We start from the raw sequence: 19,936 nt of genomic DNA, 5'->3' as shown, positions 1-19,936 counted from the left end.
TCGAACCTCCCGGCTGTTCCCCGTCCTCCGACCGTAGGTCGGCGGTGATCAGCGGAACAGAACGCGACGCGAACGCGCCCCCTTCCGCTCCCTCGGTTCACTCCGAGCGCCTGCCCGAAGGGGTGAATCCGCGCGGTGATGTGGAAACACCTTGAGTGGGGGGACCGTGGGGGGGACCGTGGAGCGGCGTACCGGAGTCCGCCGCTCCACGACGAGGCGAGATGCGGGCAGGGCCCGCTCAGGCGAAGACGGCCAGGCTCTTGGCCTTGCCCCGCGACTCCTCCGCGAGGACCAGGAAGCGGCCCTCCGGGTCGAAGACGGCGACGGCGCCGACACCCGCGTACTCCCCGGGCATGTCGATCCGGACGCCGTTGAGCAGCAGCTTGCCGCGCTTGTCGTCGACGTCCCAGCGCGGAAAGGCCCGGCTCGCGGCCTCGGCCACCGGCATCACCGTCAGCTCCTCCTGGAGCTGGTCCAGGGTCTTGGCCGCGTCCAGCTTGTACGGCCCGACGCGGGTGCGGCGCAGGGCGGTCAGATGGCCGCCGACGCCGAGGTCCGCGCCGAGGTCACGGGCGAGCGCCCGGATGTACGTGCCCGAGGAGCAGACGACCGAGACGACCAGGTCGAGGACGGGGGTGCCGTCCTCGGCGACGGCGTCACGGACGTCGTACACGGTGAAGGCGGAGATCGTCACCGGCCGGGCCGGGATCTCGAAGTCCTCGCCCTTGCGAGCGCGCGCGTACGACCGCTTGCCGTCGATCTTGATGGCGCTGACCTTGGACGGCACCTGCATGATGTCGCCGGAGAGCTTGGCGATGCCCGCGTCGATCGCCTCACGGGCGATCCCCGAGGCGTCGGCGGACGAGGTGATCTCGCCCTCGGCGTCGTCGGTGAGCGTGTTCTGCCCGAGGCGGATGGTGCCCAGATACTCCTTCTCGGTCAGCGCCAGATGACCGAGGAGCTTGGTGGCGCGCTCCACGCCGAGCACGAGGACGCCCGTCGCCATGGGGTCCAGGGTGCCCGCGTGGCCGACGCGGCGGGTCTTGGCGATCCCGCGCATCTTGGCCACCACGTCGTGCGAAGTGAAGCCGGACGGCTTGTCGACGATGACAAGTCCGTCCGGCGTTGTGGTGCTGCTCTTGCTCATGCGCGGGCGTCGCCGTCCGTCTCGTCCGAAGTGCCGTCCGTGTCCTCGTCGGACTCGGGCTTCTTGTACGGGTCCGCGTCGCCCGCGAACTCGGCGCCCGCGGAGACCTCCCGCACCTTCTCGTCCGACATCCGGGCCTTGTCGAGGAGGTCCTCGATGGCCCTGGCGTTGTCCGGCAGCGCGTCCGCGACGAAGGACAGCGTCGGCGTGAACTTCACGCCCGCGGCCTGGCCGACCGCCGAGCGCAGCACGCCCTTGGCGCTCTCCAGGCCCGCCGCCGCGGCGGCGCGGTCCTCGTCGTCGCCGTAGACCGTGTAGAAGACGGTCGCCTCCCGCAGGTCACCGGTCACCCTGGTGTCCGTGATGGTCACGTGCGTCCCGAGCCGCGGGTCCTTGATCCCGCGCTGCAGCTTCTGGGCAACCACCTCTCGGATGAGGTCCGCCAGCCTTTTCGCCCGCGCGTTGTCGGCCACTGCTCCGTCTCCCTTATCCCCGGGCATTCCCTGGGCTTGTCTTGCTGTTGTTCAGTCGTCGTCGCCGTGCAGCCGCCGCCGGACCGACAGCAGCTCCACTTCGGGCCGGGCGGCGACGAGGCGCTCGCACCGGTCCAGTACGTCCGTGAGATGGCTCCAGTCGCCCGACACCACGGCGAGGCCGATCTCGGCCCTGCGGTGCAGATCCTGACCGCCCACCTCCGCCGCGCTCACCCCGTACTTTCGCTGGAGTTCGGCGACGATCGGGCGGACGACGGAGCGTTTCCCCTTCAGCGAATGTACGTCGCCGAGGAGCAGATCGAAGGACAGAGTCCCCACATACATGTGTATCCGGATGTCCCGCCGGTACGGGTTCGGCGCCCCGCCAACCACTTGGCAGGGACACAAGAACCGTACACGGAACGGCCGGGGCCGATCGACGGGATTTTCCCCGTCGACCGGCCCCGACACTGACCGCGCAGTTCGAACCGCCGTGAGGCAGTCGATCAGCCGCGCGGCTTCTCGCGCATCTCGTACGTCGCGATGACGTCGTCGACCTTGATGTCGTTGAAGTTGCCGAGGTTGATACCGCCCTCGAAGCCTTCGCGGATCTCGGTGACGTCGTCCTTGAAGCGGCGCAGACCCTCGATGTTGAGGCTCTCCGCGATGACCTTGCCGTCGCGGAGCAGTCGGGCCTTGGTGTTGCGCTTGACCTCGCCCGAGCGGATGAGGACACCGGCGATGTTGCCGAGCTTGGACGAGCGGAAGACCTCGCGGATCTCCGCGGTGCCGAGCTCGACCTCCTCGTACTCCGGCTTGAGCATGCCCTTGAGGGCCGCCTCGATCTCCTCGATGGCCTGGTAGATCACCGAGTAGTAGCGGACGTCGACACCCTCGCGCTCCGCCATCTGCGCGGCACGGCCGGCCGCGCGGACGTTGAAGCCGATGACGATGGCGTCGGAGCCCATCGCCAGGTCGATGTCCGACTCGGTGACCGCACCCACACCGCGGTGCAGGACGCGGATGTCGACCTCTTCGCCGACGTCCAGCTGGAGCAGCGAGGACTCGAGAGCCTCCACCGAACCGGACGCGTCACCCTTGATGATGATGTTGAGGTCCTGGACCAGGCCGGCCTTGAGCACCTGGTCGAGGTCCTCGAGGGACACCCGGCGGGTGCGCTTGGCGAACGCGGCGTTGCGCTCACGGGCGGCACGCTTCTCGGCGATCTGACGGGCCGTACGGTCCTCGTCGACGACCAGGAAGTTGTCGCCCGCGCCCGGGACGTTGGTGAGACCGAGCACGAGGACCGGAGTCGACGGGGTCGCCTCCTCCACGTTCTCGCCCTTGTCGTCGAGCATCGCGCGGACTCGGCCGTACGCGTCACCGGCGACCATCGTGTCGCCGACGCGGAGGGTACCGCGCTGGACGAGGACGGTCGCGACGGCGCCGCGGCCCTTGTCGAGGTGGGCCTCGATGGCGATGCCCTGCGCGTCCTGCTCCGGGTTGGCCCGCAGGTCGAGCGAGGCGTCCGCGGTCAGGACCACGGCCTCGAGCAGCTGCTCGATGTTGAGGCCCTGGCGCGCGGAGATGTCGACGAACATCGTGTCGCCGCCGTACTCCTCGGCCACCAGACCGAACTCGGTGAGCTGACCGCGCACCTTGGTCGGGTCGGCACCCTCGACGTCGATCTTGTTGACCGCGACCACGATCGGCACGTCGGCCGCCTTGGCGTGGTTCAGCGCCTCGATCGTCTGCGGCATCACACCGTCGTTCGCCGCGACCACGAGGATCGCGATGTCGGTGGACTTCGCACCACGGGCACGCATGGCGGTGAACGCCTCGTGACCGGGGGTGTCGATGAAGGTGATGGCGCGCTCTTCGCCGTTGACCTCGGTCGCGACCTGGTAGGCACCGATGTGCTGGGTGATGCCACCGGCCTCGCCCGCGACGACGTTCGTCTTGCGAATGGCGTCGAGGAGCCGGGTCTTACCGTGGTCGACGTGACCCATGACGGTCACGACCGGCGGGCGGGAGACGAGCATGTCCTCGCCGCCCTCGTCCTCACCGAACTCGATGGAGAACGACTCGAGCAGCTCGCGGTCCTCCTCCTCCGGGCTGACGATCTCCAGGACGAAGTTCATCTCGTCCGCGAGGAGCTTCAGCGTCTCGTCGGAGACGGACTGCGTGGCGGTGACCATCTCGCCGAGGTTCATCATCACGCCGACGAGCGACGCCGGGTTGGCGTTGATCTTCTCGGCGAAGTCGGTCAGCGAGGCACCGCGCGACAGGCGGACGGTCTGTCCGTTGCCGCGAGGCAGCATGACGCCGCCCACCGACGGGGCCTGCATGGCCTCGTACTCCTGGCGCCTCTGCCGCTTCGACTTGCGGCCACGACGGGCGGGCCCGCCGGGACGGCCGAACGCACCCTGCGTGCCACCACGGGCACCGGGACCACCGGGACGGCCACCGAAGCCGGGACGACCGCCGAAGCCGCCGCCACCACCGGGACGACCAGCGCCGCCACCGCCACCGGGACCGCCGGGACGACCGGCGAAACCGCCGCCGCCACCACCAGGACCGGCCGGACGGCCCGCGAAGCCGCCGCCACCGGGACGACCGCCGCCGCCACCCGGGCGACCGCCGCCGCCGGGACCGCGGCCACCGCCGGGGCCACCACCGGGACGCGGGCCGGCAGCGGGACGCTGCGGCATCATGCCGGGGTTCGGACGGTTACCGGCGGGACCGCCGCCGGGACGCGGGGCCTGCGGGCGAGGCATGCCGCCGGGGGTCGGACGGGCGCCGCCCTGACCCTGCGGACGGGGAGCGCCACCGGGGCCGCCCTGACCGCCCTGCGGGCGCGGGGCGCCGCCGGGGCCGCCCTGGCCGCCGGGACCACCGGGGCGCGGGGCGCCGCCCGGACGGGGCGCCTGCGGGCGCGCCATGCCGGTGGAGCCACCAGAGGTGAACGGGTTGTTGCCCGGACGCGGACCCGCGGGACGGGCACCGCCGGGACGCGGGGCGCCCTGGCCGCCGGGGCGCGGAGCACCCTGACGGTCGCCGCGGCCACCACGCTCGTCACGGCCCTGACCACCCTGGCCGGGAGCCGGACGGCCACCGGGCTTCGGGGCACCCTGGCCCGGACGGGCGCCGGGGCGCGCGCCGGACGGGGCGGCCGGCGCCGAGGAGGCGGCCGGGGCAGCCGGAGCGGCCGGCGGAGCGGTGAACTCCGGGGCGGCCGGAGCCGGGGAGGCCGGGGCCGGCTTGGGGGCCGGGGGCTTCGGGCCGGGCGTCGGGCGCGGGCCCGGCGCCGCGGGGGAAGCCGCGGGCTTCTCGGCCGCGGGCTTGGGGGCCGGCGGCTTCGGCGCGGCCGGGCCCGGACGGGCGGCCTGCGCGAGAGAGGGGGACGCCTGCCCGGAGGGGGCCGGCGGCTTGGGGGCGGCCTGCTTGCGCGGCGCGCCGGGCTTGGCGGCGGACTTGCCGCTGCCGCCCTGGAATGCGTCAGTCAGTTTGCGTACTACGGGCGCCTCGATCGTCGAGGACGCCGAACGTACGAATTCACCGAGTTCTGTGAGCTTGGCCATGACGACCTTGCTCTCTACCCCGAACTCCTTGGCGAGTTCGTATACCCGGACCTTAGCCACTTCGCTCCTTTTAGGTCCGGGTTACGCCGGACCGTCGCTACTTCATGGGCGTACTCATCGCGTGCTCATCGAGTGCTCATCGCAATCTCGACCTACTTCCAACTCGCGGAATACCAAGACCGCACGGGGTTCCGTGCGACCACGTCTTACGGTGTTGCCTGCTCGGCAACTGTCTCGACAGCTCGGCGCAGCGCCTCGGTGCCGAACGGTCCCTGGGCTCGGAAGGCCCTGGGAAACGCCCGGCGGCGGACCGCCAGGTCGAGACAGACCGGGGCGGGGTGCACGTACGCACCCCGGCCGGGCAGCGTACCGCTTGGGTCGGGGACGCAGTCGCCCTCGATCGCCACGATGCGCAGCAGTTCACTCTTGGCCGCTCGCTCCCGGCACCCCACACAGGTGCGCTCAGGGCGTACGCGGGTATGCGTCCGGCCAGACACGCTTAAGTCTACCTCCCCGCACCGACCTCACCCCTTTGGGGCAGAAATCGAACGGCTACTCGCCACATACTGTCGTGATCCAAGCGGTGATCGCCCGGATTTATTCCCGCGGCCGCCTCCGGAGCCGGGCCCCGCCCATGCGAGGAGGGGCCCCGGCGCCGGTCCGGCTACTGCTCGGGCTGCTCGGTGTCGGGCCTGATGTCGATGCGCCAGCCCGTGAGCCGCGCGGCCAGGCGGGCGTTCTGCCCCTCCTTGCCGATGGCCAGCGAGAGCTGGTAGTCCGGCACGGTCACCCGGGCCGAGCGGGCGGCGAGGTCGACGATCTCGACCTTGCTGACGCGGGCCGGGGAGAGCGCGTGGGCGACCATGTCCGCCGGGTCGTCCGACCAGTCGACGATGTCGATCTTCTCGCCGTTGAGTTCGGCCATGACGTTGCGCACGCGGCTGCCCATCGGGCCGATGCAGGCGCCCTTGGCGTTGAGCCCCGAGCGCGTCGAGCGCACGGCGATCTTGGTGCGGTGGCCGGCCTCGCGGGCGATGGCCGAGATCTCGACGGAACCGTCGGCGATCTCGGGCACCTCCAGCGCGAAGAGCTTCTTCACCAGGTTCGGGTGGGTGCGCGAGAGCGTGACGGACGGGCCGCGCACGCCCTTCGCCACCCGGACGACGTACGAACGAAGGCGCATCCCGTGGGGGTACTCCTCGCCGGGGACCTGCTCCTGCACCGGCAGGATGGCCTCCAGCTTGCCGATGTCGACCAGGACGTTCTTCGGGTCACGGCCCTGCTGGACCACGCCGGTGACGATGTCGCCCTCGCGCCCGGCGTACTCACCGAGCGTCGCGTCGTCCTGGGCGTCGCGCAGCCGCTGGAGGATGACCTGCTTGGCGGTCGTCGCGGCGATGCGGCCGAAGTCGGACGGGGTGTCGTCGAACTCCTTGGGCTCCTGGCCCTCTTCGAGATCCGCCGGGTCCTCCGTCGCCCACACCGTGACGTGACCGGTCTCGCGGTCCAGCTTCACACGGGCACGACGGAAGCTTCCCTCGGTGCGGTGGTAGGCGATGAGGAGGGCCGACTCGATCGCCTCGACGAGCAGGTCGAAGGAGATCTCCTTCTCCCGAACCAGACCCCGCAGGGCACTCATGTCGATGTCCACGGCTACGCCTCCTCCTCTTCCTTCATGTCCTTGTTGTCTTTCTTGTCCTTGCGGTTGAACTCGACCTGCACCCGCGCCTTGTCGATCTCCGCGAAGGCGATCCGGCGGCTGGTGGGCTTGCGGCCCTTCACGCCGGGCACTTCGAGGTCGAGGCCCTCGTCGTCCACCGCGAGGATGCGGGCGGTCAGCTCGCCGCCCTCGGTGAGCTGGAACTTCACCAGGCGGTCCACGGCACGCAGGTAGTGACGGTGCTCGGTCAGCGCACGCTCGGCGCCGGGGGATCCGACCTCCAGGTCGTACTCACCCTCGCCCATGGCGTCGGTCTCGTCGAGCTTCGCGGAGAGCAGGCGGCTCACTTCCGCGATCTGGTCCAGGTCCACGCCGTCGTCGGAGTCGATGACGACTCTCAGCACTCGCTTGCGTCCGACCGAGGCCACTTCGATCTCTTCGAGATCCAGGTCCTGGGAGCTGACGAGCGGTTCCAGTAGTTGCCGCAGCCTCTCGCTCTGGGTGGTGCTCATCCGGGTGACTCCTCGGCCGCGTGTGCTGTTGTGGGTGCGTTGCAAGTCTGCGTGTCAGGTCAAAGGGTATCCGGTCCGGAGGGGTGTTGCCGCCCACCTGCGGGGCCCTGTACCGCTTCGTCCCGAGCCGCTCACCCGTACGGAGACCGTCCGAAGGTACGGTGATCACAGGGCCCGCGCCCACCTTCTTCCTTCTCGCTCGCGCCTTTTGGCCTTCCTTTCCGAGGACGTCTGCCGTGCCGTCGTATCTCACCGCTCCCCGGTCCCGCCCGGGACCGCGCCGCAGGAGTCTGCTCGCCGGGGCCGCCGGCGTCGCGTCCGCGGCGCTGCTCACGGGCTGTACGGACTCCGCCGGTTCCGACGCCGACGGCCGTTCCTCCGCCGCCCGCCGCCTGCGCGCCCGGGCCGCCGAGGAGAGCGCGGAACTGCTCGGGCGTTACGACGCCGTGCTCGCCGCGCATCCCTCGCTCTCCGGGCGGCTCGCGCCGCTGCGGGCTGAGGTGAAGAAGCACGCGGAGGCGTTCGAGGACGGCCGCGCTCCGGCCGCCGCGTCGGCGTCGGCCGCCGGTTCCCACGTCGCCTCCAAGCCGTCGCCGGCGCGTTCTGTGGCGTCCGATCCCAAGAAGGCCGTGGGCGACCTCGCCAAGGCCGAGCGGGAACTGGCCGACCGGCGGGGAGCGGCCCTGGTCGACGCCCCGGCCGCGGAGGCCAGGCTGCTCGCCTCGGTGGCCGCCGCGGGGGCGGCGCACGCGTATCTGCTGACGGAGGGGGACAAGTGAGCGAGGCCGAGGACTCGAAGGACGAGGAGCTGAAGGCGGTTCAGGCCGCCCTGAGCGCCGAGCACGCGGCGGTGTACGGCTACGGCGTCGTCGGCGGCCGGGTCGGCGAGAGGCGCCGGGACGAGGCGCGCACCGCGTACGACGCGCACCGCGCCCGGCGCGACGGACTGCGGCGCGCCGTGCGCGACCTCGGCGGCGAGCCGCAGCCCGCGGACGCGGCCTACGCACTGCCGTTCCCGGTACCGGACACCGCCGCCGCGGTCCGGCTCGCCGCCGAGCTGGAGGACCGCATCGCCGGGGTCTACTCCGATCTCGTACGCGCCTCTTCGGGCGACCGGCGCGGCGACGCGGCCCGCGCGCTGCGGGAGGCGGCGGTCCGGGCGGCGCGGTGGCGGGGCGGGAGCGTAGCCTTCCCTGGGCTCGCCGAGCGGACGTCACCCGCGTCCGTACCGACGACGCCCAAGGCGTGACGCTCAGGGAGCTCAGGGAGCTCAGGGAAGGGAAACGACTCGCGTATGGCTTTCGAACCGCCCCGGCGCCTTGTCACCGCACTCGGCGAGACGGCGCAGGACGGCGACGACTGGCTGGAGAGACTGCCGGAGGCGGTCGAACGGGCCGTCGCGGCACGCGAGTTGACCGTCGAGCGGGTGCACGTCCCCGGTGGGCGCAGCGGCCTCGTCCTGATGGTCCTGCGGGCCGACGGCACGCCCGCCGTGCTCAAGCTCGTGCCGCCCCGGTCCCGGCCGGAGAGCGAGCGGGCCGCCCTCGCGCACTGGAACGGGCTCGGCGCCGCCCGGCTGCTCGACCCCGAGTGCTCGGACGGGGCGCTGCTTCTCGAGCGGCTGCACCGTGATGTGTCCGTGCGGTCGCTGCCCGAGGCCAAGGCGCTGCTCGAAGCCGCGGGGACGCTGCGGCGGCTGTGGGCTCCGCCGCCCGCCGGGCACCGCTTCGAGACGGTCGCCGAGCGGACGGGGCGGCAGGCCGAGGCGATGCGGGGTTCCGCCGACGCGGACGCGGAGGTCGTGCCGCTGGTCGACGCGGCGCTCGCGGCGCGGGAGGAGCTGCTCGCGGTGGAGGTGGCGCCGAGGCTGCTGCACGGCACCTTCCGGCAGAGCAAGGTCCTTGCGGGGGACCGGGTGCCGTGGCTGGCCGTGGGGCCGGATCCGGTGGTGGGCGACCCCGCGTTCGATCTGGCGCGGCTGGTCCGTGACCGCGTGGAGGACCTGATCGCCTCGCCGTCCGGTGCGGCGGTCACGCGGCGGCGCGTGAAGAAGCTCGCGGAGTCTCTTGAGGTCGATCAGGAGCGGCTGCGGGGGTGGACGCTGTTCCGGGCGGTCGAGTCCGGTGTGCGGGCACTTCGCGTGGGGCGTGGGCAGGATGCGGAGCTGTTGCTGGAGTTCGCGGGCTGGTTGTGAGGGTGGCGGTGGGGGGGCCGCCGTTGGGGGTTGCTCTTCGGATGAGTCTGCGGGGCGTGTGTGGTTTCGCGCGCAGTTCCCCGCGCCCCTGAGGGGGCGGGGCGCCCCCCCAGGGGCGCCCCTTCGGGATGTCGCTCGGGTTACGCCGTCAGGCGGGCGATGGCCTCTTCGACCGTCATTTCTTCTCGTTCGCCCGTGCGGCGGTCCTTCAGTTCCACGACGCCCTCGGCGGAGCGGCGGCCCGCGACCAGGATCTGGGGGACGCCGATCAGTTCCGCGTCGGTGAACTTCACGCCCGGGGAGACCCCGGCCCGGTCGTCCACGAGGACCCGCGCGCCCGCGGCGCCCAGCTTCTCGGCGACGTCCAGGGCCAGCTCAGTCTGGAGCGCCTTGCCCGCGGCGACCACGTGGACGTCGGCGGGGGCGACCTCCTTGGGCCAGCACAGGCCCTTGTCGTCGGCGGTCTGCTCGGCGAGGGCCGCCACCGCGCGGGAGACGCCGATGCCGTACGAGCCCATGGTCACGCGGACCGGCTTGCCCTGCTGACCGAGGACGTCGAGCTGGAAGGTGTCGGCGTACTTTCGACCGAGCTGGAAGATGTGGCCGATCTCGATGGCGCGGTCCAGCTTGAGGCCGGCGCCGCAGTTGGGGCAGGGGTCGCCCTCCTCGACCACGACGACGTCCAGGTAGTCGTCGACCTCGAAGTCGCGGCCGCAGACGACGTTCTTGGCGTGCTTGTCCTGCTTGTTGGCACCCGTGATCCAGGCGGTGCCGGGGGCGACACGCGGGTCGGCGATGTAGCGGACCTTGTCCAGGCCCTGCGGGCCGACGTAGCCGCGTACGAGGTCGTCGCGGCCCTCGAAGTCCTCGGCGGTGACGAGCTCGACATCGGCCGGGGCCAGGTGCTCGCCGAGCTTGCCGAGGTCGACCTCGCGGTCGCCGGGGACGCCGACGGCCACGATCTCGCCGTCGACCTTGACCAGGAGGTTCTTCAGGGTCGCGGAGGCCGGGACGCCGAGGTGCTCGGCGAGGGTCTCGATGGTCGGGGTGTCGGGGGTGTCCAGCTCCTCGACGGGGCCGTGCGCCGAGCCGTCGACCGGGGCGAGCGCGAAGGTGACGGCCTCGGTGTTGGCGGCGTAGTCGCAGGCGGGGCAGTCCACGAAGGTGTCCTCGCCGGCCGGGGCGGGGGCCAGGAACTCCTCCGACTTGGAGCCGCCCATGGCGCCCGCGACGGCGGACACGATGCGGTAGTCGAGGCCGAGGCGCTCGAAGATGCGCTGGTAGGCGCCGCGGTGCAGGGCATACGACTCGGCGAGGCCCTCGTCCGTGGTGTCGAAGGAGTACGAGTCCTTCATCTGGAACTCGCGGCCGCGCAGCACACCGGCGCGCGGGCGGGCCTCGTCGCGGTACTTCGTCTGGATCTGGTAGAGGATCACCGGCAGGTCCTTGTAGGACGAGCACTGGTCCTTGACGACCTGGGTGAAGATCTCCTCGTGGGTCGGGCCGAGGAGGTAGTCGGCGCCCTTGCGGTCCTTGAGGCGGAAGAGCAGGTCGCCGTACTCCTCGTAGCGGCCGGAGGCCTCGTAGGGCTCCTTGGGCAGGAGGGCCGGGAGCAGCACCTCCTGGCCGCCGATGGCGTCCATCTCCTCGCGGACGACGCGGGCGATGTTCTCGTAGACCTTCTTGCCGAGCGGCAGCCAGGTCCAGATGCCGGCGGCGGTGCGGCGGACGTAACCGGCCCGGACGAGCAGCTTGTGGTTGAGCGTCTCGGCGTCCGCGGGGTCGTCGCGCAGTGTCTTGACCATCAACCGGGACATGCGCTGGACCTGGGCCATGATGAACTCCTGCTACAAGGGGGTCCCCCCGCTCGAACGGTGCCGAGAGCTCGGGGAAGGGTGATGGCTAGGAGGTTAGCCGGGGCGCGGGCGCGGGCGGAAATCGGTTCTCGTGCGGACCCGGCCGGTTCTCGGTCAGACCCGGCGCGGCAGGGGCAGCGGGGCGCCCATCACGGCGTACGGCTTGGCGGCGCTCGGGAACAAAACGCGCCGCGCGAGGTCGGTGTAGCCGAGGGAGCGGTACAGGCCGCGGGCCGGGCTCTCGACGTCGATCGCGGAGAGGATCGAGCGGGGCTCCGCGACGCCGTCGGTGATGGTGGTGATCAGTGAGCGGCCGATGCCGCGGTTCTGGTGGCCGGGGTGCACGTGCAGTTCGGTGATGACGAAGGAGCCGTCGAGCCAGTGGTCCAGCCGCCGGCCGCGGAGGTAGGGCTCGACGACCGTCGACCACCAGTGGCGGCGGTCGTTGGGCATGCCGTAGACGAACCCGACGAGCCGGTCGTCGGGGGTGGTCGCGCCGAACGAGCGGGCCCCGGGGTAGGTGAGGTGGCGCAGGACGATCTGGCGCCGCACGGCCACCTCGTCGTCGCTCAGCCCGAAGGCATGGGCCTGGACGTCCAGCGCTTCGTCCACCCGCGCGGCGAGGTCGAGGGGCCCGATCACGACGTCGTCAGTCATGGGGCGACCCTACTTCGCGCCGCCGCGCTTCTGAACAGGGCGCTCTGGATGGGGCGAGGGGCCCGGCCGGGCGTCAGAACAGCACGCTCATGAACGCGCCGACCTCTCGGAAGCCCACGCGTCGGTACGCCGCCCGGGCCGCGGTGTTGAAGTCGTTGACGTACAGGCTGACGACGGGGGCGACGTCCGCGAGGGCGTAGCGCAGGACGGCGGCCATGCCGGGGGCGGCGAGGCCGCGGCCGCGGTACTCGGGGGCCACCCAGACGCCCTGGACCTGGCAGGCCCGCGCGGTGGCGGCGCCGATCTCGGCCTTGAAGACGACCTTGCCCTCGTCGTCGAGGCGGGCGAACGAGCGCCCGGAGCCGACCAGTTCCGCGACGCGCGCCTGGTAGAGCAGGCCGCCGTCGCCGGCCATCGGGGAGACGCCGACCTCCTCGGTGAACATCGCCACGCACGCCGGCATGATCGTGTCCATCTCGTCCTTGCGGACGCGGCGGACGTACGGATCGGGGGCGACGTCGTCCGGCAGCCGGTCGGTGACCATCAGGGGCTGCCGGGCGCGGACCTCGCGGGCGGGGCCCCAGGACGGTTCGAGGAGCCGCCACAGCTGGGCCGTGGCGGTCGCGGGGCCGACGATGGAGGAGCAGCGGCGGCCGGCCCTGCGGGCGCGGTCGGCGAAGCCGCGCACGGCCCGCGGGGTGGCGCAGATGGGGACGAGGTTGGCGCCCGCGTAGCAGAGCGACTCCAGCATGCCGCCCTCGTACCAGCCCCACATCTCGCCGCCGAGGCGCCACGGGTCGAGACCGGCCACCTGGACGCGAGCGGTCACGAAGGCGTTCGCGACCGGCTCGCGGTCGAGCACGGCCATCGCGGCGTCGAGGTCACTCGGTTCGAGGACCCGGGTGGTGGTCTGAGTCAACACGTGCGGGGGCCTCACCATACGGTCTGCTGATCTCCGCACTGTACCTGGCGAGGGCGGCGGGTGCGGGGGGCGCCTTCTGTCCGCGGCCCCCCCGCCGCGGTGTCTCAGCCCGCCACCGAGATCGTCGGTTCGCCGGAGGCCACGCCGTCCTTCTCCATCTGCTCGGCGATCTTCATCGCCTCGTCGATGAGGGTCTCCACGATCTTCGACTCGGGGACGGTCTTGATGACCTCGCCCTTGACGAAGATCTGGCCCTTGCCGTTGCCGGAGGCGACGCCGAGGTCGGCCTCGCGGGCCTCGCCGGGGCCGTTGACGACGCAGCCCATGACGGCGACGCGCAGCGGCACCTCCATGCCCTCCAGACCGGCGGTGACCTCTTCGGCCAGCTTGTAGACGTCGACCTGGGCGCGGCCGCAGGACGGGCAGGAGACGATCTCCAGGCGGCGCTGGCGGAGGTTGAGGGACTCAAGGATCTGGATGCCGACCTTGATCTCCTCGGCGGGTGGTGCCGACAGGGACACCCGGATCGTGTCGCCGATGCCCTCGGAGAGCAGCGCGCCGAAGGCGACCGCCGACTTGATGGTGCCCTGGAAGGCGGGGCCGGCCTCGGTGACGCCGAGGTGCAGGGGGTAGTCGCACTGGGCGGCGAGCTGGCGGTAGGCGTTGACCATGACGACCGGGTCGTTGTGCTTGACCGAGATCTTGATGTCCCGGAAGTCGTGCTCCTCGAAGAGGGACGCCTCCCACAGCGCGGACTCGACCAGGGCCTCGGGGGTCGCCTTGCCGTACTTCTTCAGCAGCCGCGCGTCCAGGGAGCCGGCGTTGACACCGATGCGGATCGGCGTGCCCGCGTCCTTGGCGGCCTTCGCGATCTCCTTGACCTTGTCGTCGAACTGCTTGATGTTGCCGGGGTTGACGCGGACCGCCGCGCAGCCCGCGTCGATCGCCGCGAACACGTACTTCGGCTGGAAGTGGATGTCCGCGATGACCGGGATCTGCGACTTCCGCGCGATGGTCTCCAGCGCGTCCGCGTCGTCCTGCGTCGGGCAGGCCACGCGCACGATCTGGCAGCCCGAGGCCGTCAGCTCCGCGATCTGCTGGAGGGTGGCGCCGATGTCGGACGTACGCGTCGTGGTCATCGACTGCACCGAGACCGGCGCGTCTCCGCCGACGGCCACCGAACCGACCTGGATCTTGCGGCTGACCCTTCGGTCGGCGAGCTTGGTCGGAACGGACGGGATTCCGAGCGATACGGCAGTCATCTGGCGAGCATCCCCAAGAGTGTGGATCACAAGAGTGTGGTCACAAGAGCGTGGATCGAGGTCCCGAGATCGGCGGGCTCCGGGCTTCGAGATTACGGCACCCCGCGGGGCCCGGGCACACCACGTCCGGAAGTCCACCCAATGGGGGCGGCCCGGCGTATAGCACGCCGGGCCGTCCCTATCATGCTGAATCAGGAAATTCTCACCGGATTCACGACATCCGCGATGAGTACCAGGATCGTGAAGCAGATGAAGATCCCCGCCACCACATAGGCGACCGGCATCAGCTTCGCCACGTCGAACGGGCCCGGGTCGGGGCGGCGCAGGACCTTCGCCGCGTTGCGGCGCACGGACTCCCACAGGGCGCCCGCGATGTGGCCGCCGTCCAGTGGCAGCAGCGGCAGCATGTTGAAGAGGAAGAGCGAGAGGTTGAAGCCCGCGATGAGGAACAGCATCATCGCGATCTGGTTCTGCGGCGGGATGTCCAGGGTGAACACGTCGCCGCCGACGCGGGCGGCACCCACCACGCCCATGGGCGAGTCCTGCTTGCGCTCGCCGTCGCCGAACGCCGCGTCCCACAGGTCCGGGATCTTGGACGGCAGGGCGATGATCGACTCGACGCCGTTCTCCATCATGTCGCCCATGCGCTCCACGGACTGGCCGAAGGACTGCTGGACGATGCCGGTGGCGGGGGTGAAGCCGAGGAAGCCCGCGTAGACGTACTTGCCCTCGACGTACGCACCCTCGCCGTCGGTCTTGGTGACCTGGTTCTTGATGAGGTCGGCGTGCAGGTCCAGGCGCTTGCCGTCCCGCTCGACCGTGATCGTGGCCGGGCCGATGGTCTCGCGGATCTTCGACTGGAGCGTGGACCAGTCGTCGACGGGCTGCCCCTGGAAGGCGACGATCTTGTCGCCCGGCTTCAGGCCCGCCGCCTTGGCGGGCGCCGCCTTGTCGCCCTTCTCGCACTTGGAGCGGTTCTCGCTCTGCTGGATGACGCAGTCCGAGACCTTGCTGACCTGGGTCGTCTGGCTGCTGATGCCGAACGTCATCATCACGCCGAGGAAGATCGCCACGGCGAGGACCAGGTTCATGAAGGGGCCCGCGAACATCACGATCACGCGCTTCCACGGCTTGCGCGTGTAGAAGAGGCGGGTCTCGTCGCCGGGCCGCAGCTCCTCGAAGGCCGCCGAGCGGGCGTCCTCGATCATGCCGCGCCAGGGCGAGGTGGAGCGTGCCTCTATGCGGCCGTCCGCGCCCGGCGGGAACATGCCGATCATGCGGATGTAGCCGCCGAGGGGGATGGCCTTGATGCCGTACTCGGTGTCGCCCTTCTTGCGCGAGAACAGGGTCGGGCCGAAGCCGACCATGTACTGCGGCACCCGGATGCCGAACAACTTGGCGGTCGACAGGTGCCCCAGCTCGTGCCAGGCGATCGAGAAGAGCAGCCCGATCACGAAGACGACTATCCCGAGGATCATCATCAAGGTCGTCATGCACGAGCCTCCGCGGTCGTCTGTGCTGCCAGTTCGCATGCCCGGGCGCGCGCCCAGGTCTCCGCTTCGAGGACGTCCGCGACGGTGAGGGAGGTTCCCCCCGAGGGGGTGCCGTGCTCGTCCACGACCCTCGTCACCGTCTCCATGATGCCGTTGAAGGGCAGCGCGCCCTTGAGGAACGCGGCCACGCATTCCTCGTTGGCGGCATTGAACACCGCCGGGGCCGTGCCCGCGAGCGCTCCGACGTGCCGGGCCAGCCCGACCGACGGGAACGCGTCGTCGTCGAGCGGGAAGAACTCCCAGCTCGACGCCTTGGTCCAGTCGAAGGCGGGCGCCGCGTCGGGCACCCGCTCGGGCCAGCCGATGCCGATGGCGATCGGGCCGCGCATGTCCGGCGGGGTCGCCTGGGCGAGGGTGGAGCCGTCGGTGAACTCCACCATGGAGTGCACGTACGACTGCGGGTGGACGACGACCTCGATGCGGTCGAAGGGGATGTCGTAGAGGAGGTGTGCCTCGATGACCTCAAGACCCTTGTTGACCAGCGTCGCGGAGTTGACCGTGATCACCGGGCCCATGGCCCAGGTGGGGTGCGCGAGCGCGTCCTCGGGGGTGACGTGCGCGAGATCGGCCTTCGTACGTCCGCGGAAGGGGCCGCCGGAGGCGGTGACGACGAGTTTGCGTACGTCCGCGCGGGTGCCGGCGGCGAGCGCCTGGAAGAGGGCGGCGTGCTCGGAGTCGACCGGGATGATCTGGCCGGGCTTCGCGATCGCCTTCACGAGCGGGCCGCCGACGATCAGCGATTCCTTGTTGGCGAGCGCCAGGGTGCGGCCCGCTTCCAGCGCGGCGAGCGTCGGTGCGAGGCCGATGGAGCCGGTGATGCCGTTGAGGACCGTGTGACAGGCAAAGGCGGCGACCTGCGTGGCGGCGTCCGGTCCGGCGAGGATCTCGGGGAGCGGCTCCCCCGCCTCGTACTGCCCCTGGAGCGCTTCGCGCAGCGCCGGTACGGCGTCCTCGCGGGCGACCGCGACGGTCTTCACCCGGAGCCGGCGTGCCTGCTCGGCGAGGAGGCCGACGCGGCCGCCCGCGGCGGAGAGCGCGGTGACGCGGAAGCGGTCGGGGTTGCGCAGGACGAGGTCGATGGCCTGGGTGCCGATCGAACCCGTGGACCCGAGGATGACGATGTCCCGCGGTCCGTCCCCGTCCGCGATGGAGACGGGGTCGAAGACGAGATGCGGGTCGGCGAGGGGAGATGGGCTGTCGCTCATGCCCCCATTGTGGCCGCACGACGTCGCCGCCCGGACCCCGCGGGCCCCGATGTGGCGTACGTGGCGTCCGGCGCGGGTCACCGCTTCTTGCGGCGGCGCCTCTGCCGGGGACGGTCCGCGGGGCTCGGGCCGTCCTCCCCCGCCTCCCCCGGCTCGTCCTCCGTGGGCGCGAAGTCGCCCCGTACGACGCCCTCCTCCGTGTCCATCGTGGGCGCGCTGAAGCGGAGCGGGCCGGTGCTCCGGGGCGCCTCCAGGTCCGACGGTTCGACCTGGACGTCCAGGTTGAAGAGGTAGCCGACGGACTCCTCCTTGATGGCGTCCATCATCGCGGTGAACAGGTCGAAGCCCTCGCGCTGGAACTCGAAGAGGGGGTCCCTGCCGAGGTAGGAGCGCATCCAGATGCCCTCCTGGAGGTAGTCCATCTCATACAGGTGTTCGCGCCACTTCCGGTCGAGGACCGCGAGCACCACGCGGCGCTCCAGCTCGCGCATGACGTCCTCGCCGAGTTCGCGCTCGCGTTCCGCGTAGCGCGCGTGGATGTCCTCGATGAGGCGCTCGCCGATCACGGCGGCGGTCAGCTCCGCGCGGGAACCCGCGGCCTCCTCCAGCTCCTCGACGGTGACGCCCACGGGGTAGAGCTGGCCGAAGGCGCTCCACAACCGGTCGAGGTCCCATTCCTCGCCGAACCCCTCGGCGGTCTCCGCGGCCACGTACGCGTCGATGGTGTCGTCCATGAAGTGATGGATCTGCTCGCGCAGGTCCTCGCCCTCCAGGACGCGGCGGCGTTCGGCGTAGACGAGGGAGCGCTGGCGGTTGAGGACCTCGTCGTACTTGAGGACGTTCTTGCGGGTCTCGAAGTGCTGCTGTTCGACCTGGGACTGCGCGGAGGCGATGGCGCGGGTCACCATCTTGTTCTCGATGGGCACGTCGTCGGGGACGTTGGCCATCAGCATGACCCGCTCGACGAGTTCGGCGCGGAACAGCCGCATCAGGTCGTCGCCGAGCGAGAGGTAGAAGCGGGACTGCCCGGGGTCGCCCTGGCGGCCGCTGCGGCCGCGCAGCTGGTTGTCGATGCGGCGGGACTCGTGCCGCTCGGTGCCGAGGACGTACAGGCCGCCGAGTTCCTTGACCTCGTCGTGCTCGGCGGCTGCCTCGGCCTCGATGCGTGCCAGGACTTCGCGGTACTCCTCCTGGGCCGTCTCGGGAGTGAGGCCGCGCTGCGTCAGCTCGGCCTCGGCCATGGCCTCGGGGTTGCCGCCGAGCATGATGTCGGTGCCGCGTCCCGCCATGTTCGTGGCGACGGTGACGGCGCCCTTGCGCCCGGCCTGGGCGACGATCTGCGCCTCGCGCCGGTGGTTCTTGGCGTTCAGCACCTCGTGCGGGATGCCGCGCCGGGCCAGTAGTGCCGAGAGGTGCTCGGACTTCGCGACGGAGACGGTGCCGACCAGGACGGGCTGGCCCTCGCGGTGCCGTTCGGCGATGTCCGTGACGACCGCGTCGAACTTCACGGACTCCTCGCGGTAGACGACGTCGGGTCTGTCGGCGCGGACCATCGGCTTGTTGGTGGGAATGGGCACCACGTGCAGTTCGTAGATCTGATGGAATTCGGCGGCCTCCGTCATGGCGGTGCCGGTCATTCCGGAGAGTTTGTCGTAGAGGCGGAAGAAATTCTGGAGGGTGATCGTGGCGAGGGTCTGGTTCTCGTCCTTGATCGTCACGCCTTCCTTGGCCTCGATCGCCTGGTGGACGCCTTCGTTGTACCGGCGTCCGGCGAGGATGCGCCCGGTGTGCTCGTCGACGATCAATACCTCGCCGTCGGTGACGACATAGTCCTTGTCCCTCTTGAAGTGCTCTTTCGCCTTGAGCGCGTTGTGCAGCTGGCCGATGAGGGAGGTGTGGGCCGAGTCGTAGAGGTTGTCGATGCCGAGCTGGTCCTCCAGGAATTCCACGCCGCTGTCGAGGATCGCGACGGTGCGTTTCTTCGGGTCGTACTCGTAGTCGTACGCGGCCCGCAGTTCGGCCAGTTCGAGCTTGGCCTGCGGGGTGGTGAACTTCTCGTCCTGGATCGCGACACCCTTCATGCGCCGTACCGCCGCGGCGAAGAACGCGTACCACTGCGTCGGCTGGTCGGCGGGCCCCGAGATGATCAGCGGGGTGCGCGCCTCGTCGATGAGGATGGAGTCCGCCTCGTCGACGATCGCGAAATGGTGCCCGCGCTGCACCAGTTCGTCTTTGGACCAGGCCATGTTGTCGCGCAGATAGTCGAAACCGAATTCGTTGTTGGTGCCGTACGTGATGTCGCAGGCATACGCGGAACGGCGCTCGGCCGGGCTCATCTCGGCCCTGATGACGCCGACGCTCAAACCGAGGAAATCGTAGGCGCTGCCCATCCAGCGGGCGTCGCGCGCGGCCAGGTAGTCGTTGACCGTGACGAGGTGGACGCCTTTGCCCGTCAGCGCGTTCAGATAGGCGGGCAGCGTCGCGGACAGGGTCTTTCCCTCGCCGGTCTGCATCTCGGCGACGGTGCCGAGGTGGAGGGCCGCGCCGCCCATGATCTGTACGTCGAAGTGGCGCATGCCGAGGGTGCGCCGGGCCGCCTCGCGGACGGTGGCGAAGGCCTCGGGGAGCAGGTCGTCGAGGCTCTCGCCGTCGGCGTACCGCTCTTTGTACTCGTCGGTGAGCGCGCGCAGTTCGGCGTCGGAGAGCCGCTCGACGTCGCTCTCGATGGAGTTGACCTGATCCCGCAGGCGTTCCAGGCGGCGCAGCATTCTGCCTTCGCCCGCGCGCATGATCTTTCCGGTGAGGCGTTCCAATTTGAGTACGGACAACGGAATTCCCCCCTGATTCCCCGGCCGGTCCGCTCATTGTGGGCGGGCTCCAACTCCCGGGCAAGCGGACCGGTTTCGGGCGGGGC

17 protein-coding genes are annotated in these 19,936 nt (G+C 70.8%); 3 read left to right on the top strand and 14 right to left on the bottom strand.

Annotated elements, in window-relative coordinates; translation table 11 throughout:
* Positions 1-238: 238 nt before the first annotated feature.
* From truB to rimP, 7 genes are all read right to left on the bottom strand, one after another.
* Positions 239-1,147 carry a tRNA pseudouridine(55) synthase TruB gene (gene truB / locus ACF062_RS32770; RefSeq protein ID WP_392143224.1) on the bottom strand — a complete coding sequence of 303 codons (909 nt, stop codon included), beginning with the start codon at positions 1,145-1,147 and terminating at the stop codon, positions 239-241.
* Positions 1,144-1,620, bottom strand: a complete 477-nt coding sequence (gene rbfA / locus ACF062_RS32765; RefSeq protein ID WP_223777104.1) for a 30S ribosome-binding factor RbfA — start codon at positions 1,618-1,620, stop codon at positions 1,144-1,146. Before rbfA ends, truB begins: the two co-directional genes overlap by 4 nt.
* 51 nt (positions 1,621-1,671) lie before the next feature.
* On the bottom strand, positions 1,672-1,965 hold the full coding sequence (locus ACF062_RS32760) for a DUF503 domain-containing protein (protein ID WP_392143223.1): 294 nt from the start codon (positions 1,963-1,965) through the stop codon (positions 1,672-1,674).
* Positions 1,966-2,126: 161 nt separating this feature from the next.
* Positions 2,127-5,261 carry a translation initiation factor IF-2 gene (gene infB, locus ACF062_RS32755; RefSeq protein WP_392143222.1) on the bottom strand — a complete coding sequence of 1,045 codons (3,135 nt, stop codon included), beginning with the start codon at positions 5,259-5,261 and terminating at the stop codon, positions 2,127-2,129.
* Between the two features lie 146 nt (positions 5,262-5,407).
* Positions 5,408-5,698: a YlxR family protein gene (locus ACF062_RS32750; RefSeq protein WP_356580392.1), complete on the bottom strand. Its 291-nt coding sequence runs from the start codon at positions 5,696-5,698 to the stop codon at positions 5,408-5,410.
* Between the two features lie 167 nt (positions 5,699-5,865).
* Positions 5,866-6,852: a transcription termination factor NusA gene (gene nusA / locus ACF062_RS32745; RefSeq protein ID WP_223777098.1), complete on the bottom strand. Its 987-nt coding sequence runs from the start codon at positions 6,850-6,852 to the stop codon at positions 5,866-5,868.
* Between the two features lie 2 nt (positions 6,853-6,854).
* Positions 6,855-7,373, bottom strand: coding sequence for a ribosome maturation factor RimP (rimP, locus tag ACF062_RS32740; RefSeq protein ID WP_356580390.1), 519 nt, complete (start codon positions 7,371-7,373; stop codon positions 6,855-6,857).
* A 236-nt stretch (positions 7,374-7,609) separates the two neighbouring features.
* Between rimP and ACF062_RS32735 the strand changes: the two genes are divergently transcribed.
* Genes ACF062_RS32735 through ACF062_RS32725 form a run of 3 tightly spaced genes read left to right on the top strand, consistent with a single transcriptional unit; the run spans position 7,610 to position 9,567 of the window.
* Positions 7,610-8,152: a hypothetical protein gene (locus tag ACF062_RS32735; protein WP_392143221.1), complete on the top strand. Its 543-nt coding sequence runs from the start codon at positions 7,610-7,612 to the stop codon at positions 8,150-8,152.
* Positions 8,149-8,622 (top strand): ferritin-like domain-containing protein, encoded by a 474-nt coding sequence (locus ACF062_RS32730; RefSeq protein ID WP_392143220.1) that lies wholly within the window; start codon positions 8,149-8,151, stop codon positions 8,620-8,622. Before ACF062_RS32735 ends, ACF062_RS32730 begins: the two co-directional genes overlap by 4 nt.
* A gap of 45 nt (positions 8,623-8,667) precedes the next feature.
* A complete protein-coding gene (locus ACF062_RS32725) occupies positions 8,668-9,567 on the top strand; it encodes an aminoglycoside phosphotransferase family protein (RefSeq protein ID WP_392143219.1) in 900 nt (299 codons plus the stop codon).
* 140 nt (positions 9,568-9,707) lie between these two features.
* Here the strand turns inward: ACF062_RS32725 and ACF062_RS32720 are convergent, their stop codons facing one another.
* The 7 genes from ACF062_RS32720 to secA form a co-directional block, all read right to left on the bottom strand.
* Positions 9,708-11,402: a proline--tRNA ligase gene (locus ACF062_RS32720; protein ID WP_392143218.1), complete on the bottom strand. Its 1,695-nt coding sequence runs from the start codon at positions 11,400-11,402 to the stop codon at positions 9,708-9,710.
* 135 nt (positions 11,403-11,537) lie between these two features.
* Positions 11,538-12,080 (bottom strand): GNAT family N-acetyltransferase, encoded by a 543-nt coding sequence (locus tag ACF062_RS32715; RefSeq protein ID WP_392143217.1) that lies wholly within the window; start codon positions 12,078-12,080, stop codon positions 11,538-11,540.
* A 73-nt stretch (positions 12,081-12,153) separates the two neighbouring features.
* Complete coding sequence (locus ACF062_RS32710; RefSeq protein ID WP_392143216.1) at positions 12,154-13,002, bottom strand: GNAT family N-acetyltransferase; 849 nt, start codon at positions 13,000-13,002, stop codon at positions 12,154-12,156.
* A gap of 104 nt (positions 13,003-13,106) precedes the next feature.
* The gene (ispG, locus tag ACF062_RS32705; RefSeq protein ID WP_392143215.1) at positions 13,107-14,264 is read right to left on the bottom strand and encodes a flavodoxin-dependent (E)-4-hydroxy-3-methylbut-2-enyl-diphosphate synthase; all 1,158 of its coding nucleotides are present in this window, start codon (positions 14,262-14,264) and stop codon (positions 13,107-13,109) included.
* Positions 14,265-14,455: 191 nt separating this feature from the next.
* A complete protein-coding gene (locus ACF062_RS32700) occupies positions 14,456-15,757 on the bottom strand; it encodes a M50 family metallopeptidase (protein WP_392143214.1) in 1,302 nt (433 codons plus the stop codon).
* Positions 15,754-17,022 (bottom strand): 1-deoxy-D-xylulose-5-phosphate reductoisomerase, encoded by a 1,269-nt coding sequence (gene dxr / locus ACF062_RS32695; protein WP_392143213.1) that lies wholly within the window; start codon positions 17,020-17,022, stop codon positions 15,754-15,756. The genes ACF062_RS32700 and dxr overlap by 4 nt, the downstream gene beginning before the upstream one ends.
* Before the next feature lie 77 nt (positions 17,023-17,099).
* On the bottom strand, positions 17,100-19,811 hold the full coding sequence (gene secA, locus ACF062_RS32690) for a preprotein translocase subunit SecA (protein ID WP_392143257.1): 2,712 nt from the start codon (positions 19,809-19,811) through the stop codon (positions 17,100-17,102).
* Positions 19,812-19,936: the final 125 nt, after the last annotated feature.

Origin of the sequence: Streptomyces sp. NPDC015345 (assembly GCF_043078805.1) — a bacterium.
Lineage (GTDB): Bacteria > Actinomycetota > Actinomycetes > Streptomycetales > Streptomycetaceae > Streptomyces.
This window is presented reverse-complemented; position numbering and strand designations above follow the sequence as displayed.